Origin of the sequence: Polaromonas sp., assembly GCF_013817205.1 — a bacterium.
Taxonomy (GTDB): domain Bacteria; phylum Pseudomonadota; class Gammaproteobacteria; order Burkholderiales; family Burkholderiaceae_C; genus Polaromonas.
On sequence record NZ_JACDDD010000132.1, the window covers coordinates 1 to 4,640 of the forward strand.

Genomic DNA, 4,640 nt, shown 5'->3' on the forward strand with positions numbered 1-4,640 from the left:
CCAAAATCGATCCGTTCTTGCGTACACTTTGGCATTGGCAGTCCCCGGTTGCAATTGACATCGAACACCAATGACAACGCGCTTCGGCACGGGGCTGCCGACTCCTGCTAATGAAATATCCGGGTTATCGCCCGGCGCGGGCATGGCCTTTTTGGTAGCTGGAGGCGTGACGTCATTGCCAGCTGCGATGGCCGTATGGGCCGTCGCGCGCGGTAGGGTGTTTGCGGCGTATTTGACGTTTGCCTTTATCGGCGCGCTATCCAGCGGGCTGACATTTGGTTTGTGGAAGCTTTAGGACGTGTGCCCGAAAGCCCGACACCCCTGGAGGTGCTTTCGCCACCGCTAGGCACGCCCGCCGAAATGAACCAAGTGCTGGAAATCGCCACCGAGAAGGTCGAGGCACCCGAACCGTGGCGACTTGCAGCGCTCGGCAAGTACCTTCTGAGCCTGCACCGTACAAAGCATCAGGACAAGTAAATCGGCTGCTGCTATGTTTTTAGGAGCTGCTTACCCCCGTATTTAGTGCGCTACACCCTAAAAACTGCTCTCAAAGACATTTTTCGCCAAGAAGACAAGCCAAGCTTGTTTGTTGAGAACCAGGAGTAACAGGCAAGCTCGGCATCTCCAAACGCGATGACTGAATTGATTTGCTTATTGCAAAATAGCGACTCATCGCATTTTACGATGCATTTATCCCATGACGCCAAAGAGCTCCGAGCGCAACTTCACCCGCCGTATCGACCTGACCTCGCTGCAACTTTTTGTAGCGGTGTGCGAACTCGGCAGCATCGGCAAGGCGGCGGAGCGCGAGTTCATCGCGGCCTCTGCCGTCAGCAAGCGCCTGTCGGACCTCGAAGCCGCGCTCGACACCCCCCTGCTTTACCGCCACACCCGCGGCGTGGACCTGACGCCCGCAGGGCAAAGCCTGCTGCATCACGCGCGTTCGGTGCTATTCAGCCTCGAAAAAATGCAGGGCGAGCTCAGCGAATACGCCGCCGGCGTGCGCGGCCATGTGCGCGTGCACGCCAGCATCTCGGCCATCGTGCAGTTTTTGCCGGAAGACCTGGGCGCTTTCATCGCCCAGCACCCCGAGGTCAAGATCGACCTGGAAGAACACCTGAGCACGGAAGTTGTGCGCGCCGTGCAGGAAGGCGCGGCCGATCTCGGCATCTGCAACACCGCCGACGGCATCGGCGATCTGCAGGCCCAGCCCTACCGCCAGGACCGCCTGGTTCTGATCGTGCCGCGCGGTCACCCGCTGGGCGAGCAGGACGCGATTGCGTTCGAAGACACGCTGGATTTCGACCACGTCGGCCTGCATTCCAACAGCTCGATTTACCTGGCCATGCGCGACGCCGCCGCGCTGGCCGGCCGCACCATCAAGCTGCGCATCCACGTCACCGGACTGGACGCCATGTGCCGCATGATCCACAACCGCCTGGGCGTCGGCGTGATGCCGCAACGCGCGTTCGAGTTGATGCACGGCGTCGGCGAACTCGAAGCCGTGGCTCTGAACAACCACTGGGCTACACGCCAGATCGAGCTGGTGGCGCGCGACTTTTCCAGCCTGCCGGTCACGGCCCGCCTGCTGGTCGATCACCTCACAGCACACGCTGCCCTGCCCGCAGCCGCCGCAGCCTGAACCCCTTACTAAAATCAGACCACCACGAAGGAAAACACCATGGGACGCACCCTCTACGACAAGATCTGGGACGAACACGTCGTCCACACCGAGGAAGACGGCACCGCCATCCTCTACATCGACCGACACCTGGTGCATGAGGTCACCAGCCCGCAGGCGTTTGAGGGCCTTCGCGAGGCCGGCCGCAAGGTCTGGCGCATCAGCTCCATCGTCGCCACTGCCGACCACAACACGCCGACCACTGGCTGGGAACTTGGCTACGACGGCATCACCGACCTGGTCAGCAAGGAGCAGATCACCACGCTGGACGGCAACATCGCCGAGTTCGGCGCGGCCGCCTACTTCCCCTTCCTGTCCAAACGCCAGGGCATCGTGCACGTGATCGGCCCCGAAAGTGGCGCGACCCTGCCGGGCATGACCGTGGTTTGCGGCGACTCGCACACCTCGACGCACGGCGCCTTTGGCGCGCTGGCGCACGGCATCGGCACCAGCGAAGTCGAACACGTGATGGCAACGCAAACTCTGCTCGCAAAAAAAGCGAAGAACATGCTGGTCCAGGTGGACGGCAAGCTGGCGCCCGGCCTGACCGGCAAGGACATCGTGCTGGCGATCATTGGAAAAATCGGTACGGCCGGCGGCACCGGCTACACCATCGAGTTCGGCGGCCCGGCGATACGCGCGCTTAGCATGGAAGGCCGCATGACGGTCTGCAATATGGCCATCGAAGCCGGCGCCCGCGCCGGTTTGGTGGCGGTGGACGAAAAAACCATCGCCTACGTCAAGGGCCGGCCGCTGGCGCCGACTGGCGTCGAATGGGAGCAGGCCGTCAAGTACTGGAACACTTTGCAGTCCGACCCGGACGCGAAGTTCGACACCGTGGTCAAGCTCGACGCCGCGCAGATCTGCCCGCAGGTGACCTGGGGCACCTCGCCCGAGATGGTGCTGTCCATCGACGACCGCGTGCCCGACCCCGACAAGGAAAAAGACGCCAACAAGCGCGATGCCATCGAACGCGCATTGACCTACATGGGCCTGCAACCCGGCAAGGCCATCAACGACATCCTGGTGGACAAGGTCTTCATCGGCTCCTGCACCAACAGCCGCATCGAGGACATGCGCGAAGCCGCCGCCATGGTGCAGAAGATCGGCCAGAAGGTCGCCGGCAATGTGAAGCTGGCGATGGTGGTGCCCGGCTCCGGTCTCGTCAAGGAACAGGCCGAGCGTGAAGGCCTGGACAAGATTTTTGTTGCCGCCGGTTTTGAATGGCGCGAGCCCGGCTGCTCCATGTGCCTGGCCATGAATGCCGATAGGCTCGAGCCCGGCGAGCGCTGCGCTTCCACCAGCAACCGCAACTTCGAAGGCCGGCAGGGCGCCGGCGGCCGCACGCACCTGGTCAGCCCGGCCATGGCTGCGGCTGCCGCAGTGCACGGCCACTTCGTCGACATCAGGAAATTTTCGTGACCCCCCTTCTCGGCTCACTCCGTGTAGCCGGATCCCCCCTCAAGGGGGCGGCCGCTGTGGACCGGCAAAGCCGGATCCACGCCGCCACTTGGAAAGACAACAAGCGCATCGCTTCGATTTATTGAAAGAAGATCATCATGCAGAAATTCAATGTTCACAAAGGCCTGGTCGCCCCAATGGACCGCGAAAACGTCGACACCGACGCGATCATTCCCAAGCAGTTCCTCAAGTCCATCCGCAAGACCGGCTTCGGCCCCAACCTTTTTGACGAGTGGCGCTACCTGGACGCCGGTTTTCCCGGCCAGGACCCGGCCAGCCGCCGCCCCAACCCCGACTTCGTGCTGAACCAGCCGCGTTACCAGGGCGCCTCCATCCTGCTGGCGCGCAAGAACTTCGGCTGCGGTTCCTCGCGTGAACACGCGCCCTGGGCGCTGGACCAGTACGGCTTTCGCGCCATCATCGCGCCCAGTTATGCGGACATCTTTTTCAACAACAGCTTCAAGAATGGCCTCTTGCCCATCGTGCTGAGTGAAGCCCAGGTCGGCCAGTTGTTTGACGAAGCGCTGGCCTTCCCCGGTTACCAGCTGACCATCGACCTGGAGCGCCAGGTGATCGTCAAGCCACAGGGCGAAGAGATTGCTTTCGATGTGCAGGCTTTCAAGAAATTCTGCCTGCTGGGCGGTTATGACGACATTGGCCTGACCCTGCGCCAGAGCGACAAGATCAAGGCTTTCGAGGCTGAACGGCTGGCGACCAAGCCTTGGCTTGCAAATCGGCTGCCTGTCTAATATTTCAACAAGAAACTGGCAGCAGCCCATATTCGGCGAGCGTTAACAGCTATCAAAATTATAGTAATTAGAGAACAAAAGATATGAAAATCGCAATCCTCCCGGGTGACGGCATCGGCACCGAAATCGTCGCTGAAGCCGTCAAGGTACTTGGCGCACTGGACCTGAAATTTGAAACCGAGACCGCGCTGGTCGGCGGCGCTGCCTACGATGCGCACGGCCACCCACTGCCGGACGCCACCCTGAAGCTGGCAAAGGACTCGGACGCCATCCTGTTCGGCGCGGTCGGCGACTGGAAATACGACACGCTGGACCGTCCGCTGCGCCCCGAGCAGGCCATCCTCGGCCTGCGCAAGAACCTGGGGCTGTTCGCCAACTTCCGTCCCGCCATCTGTTACCCGCAGCTGGTGGACGCCTCCAGCCTGAAACGCGAGCTGGTCTCCGGCCTGGACATCCTGATCATTCGCGAGCTGACCGGCGACATCTACTTCGGCCAGCCGCGCGGCCGCCGCACCGCCGTGGACGGACACTTCCCCGGTGCCGAGGAAGCTTTCGACACCATGCGTTATTCGCGCCCAGAGATCGAGCGCATCGCCCACGTTGCCTTCCAGGCCGCCCGCAAACGCAGCAGCCGCGTCACCAGCGTCGACAAGGCCAATGTGCTGGAAACCTTCCAGCTCTGGAAAGACGTCGTCACCGAGGTCGGCAAGCAATACCCCGACGTCGCGCTGGATCACATGTACGTGGAC

At 61.9% G+C, this 4,640-nt stretch carries 6 protein-coding genes; all 6 read left to right on the forward strand.

What is annotated here, in order from left to right; translation table 11 throughout:
• The first annotated feature begins 282 nt into the window (after positions 1-282).
• Positions 283-477: a hypothetical protein gene (locus tag H0W47_RS18250; RefSeq protein WP_296926984.1), complete on the forward strand. Its 195-nt coding sequence runs from the start codon at positions 283-285 to the stop codon at positions 475-477.
• A 220-nt stretch (positions 478-697) separates the two neighbouring features.
• Entirely contained in the window at positions 698-1,642 is a 945-nt protein-coding gene (locus H0W47_RS18255; RefSeq protein ID WP_296926986.1) for a LysR family transcriptional regulator, read from the forward strand.
• A 39-nt stretch (positions 1,643-1,681) separates the two neighbouring features.
• Positions 1,682-3,103, forward strand: coding sequence for a 3-isopropylmalate dehydratase large subunit (leuC, locus tag H0W47_RS18260; RefSeq protein WP_296926988.1), 1,422 nt, complete (start codon positions 1,682-1,684; stop codon positions 3,101-3,103).
• Positions 3,100-3,228, forward strand: a complete 129-nt coding sequence (locus H0W47_RS18265; RefSeq protein ID WP_296926990.1) for a hypothetical protein — start codon at positions 3,100-3,102, stop codon at positions 3,226-3,228. The genes leuC and H0W47_RS18265 overlap by 4 nt, the downstream gene beginning before the upstream one ends.
• A gap of 12 nt (positions 3,229-3,240) precedes the next feature.
• Entirely contained in the window at positions 3,241-3,891 is a 651-nt protein-coding gene (gene leuD / locus H0W47_RS18270; RefSeq protein ID WP_296926992.1) for a 3-isopropylmalate dehydratase small subunit, read from the forward strand.
• Positions 3,892-3,974: 83 nt separating this feature from the next.
• The coding region (gene leuB, locus H0W47_RS18275) for a 3-isopropylmalate dehydrogenase (protein ID WP_296926994.1) at positions 3,975-4,640 on the forward strand (666 nt) is incomplete at its 3' end.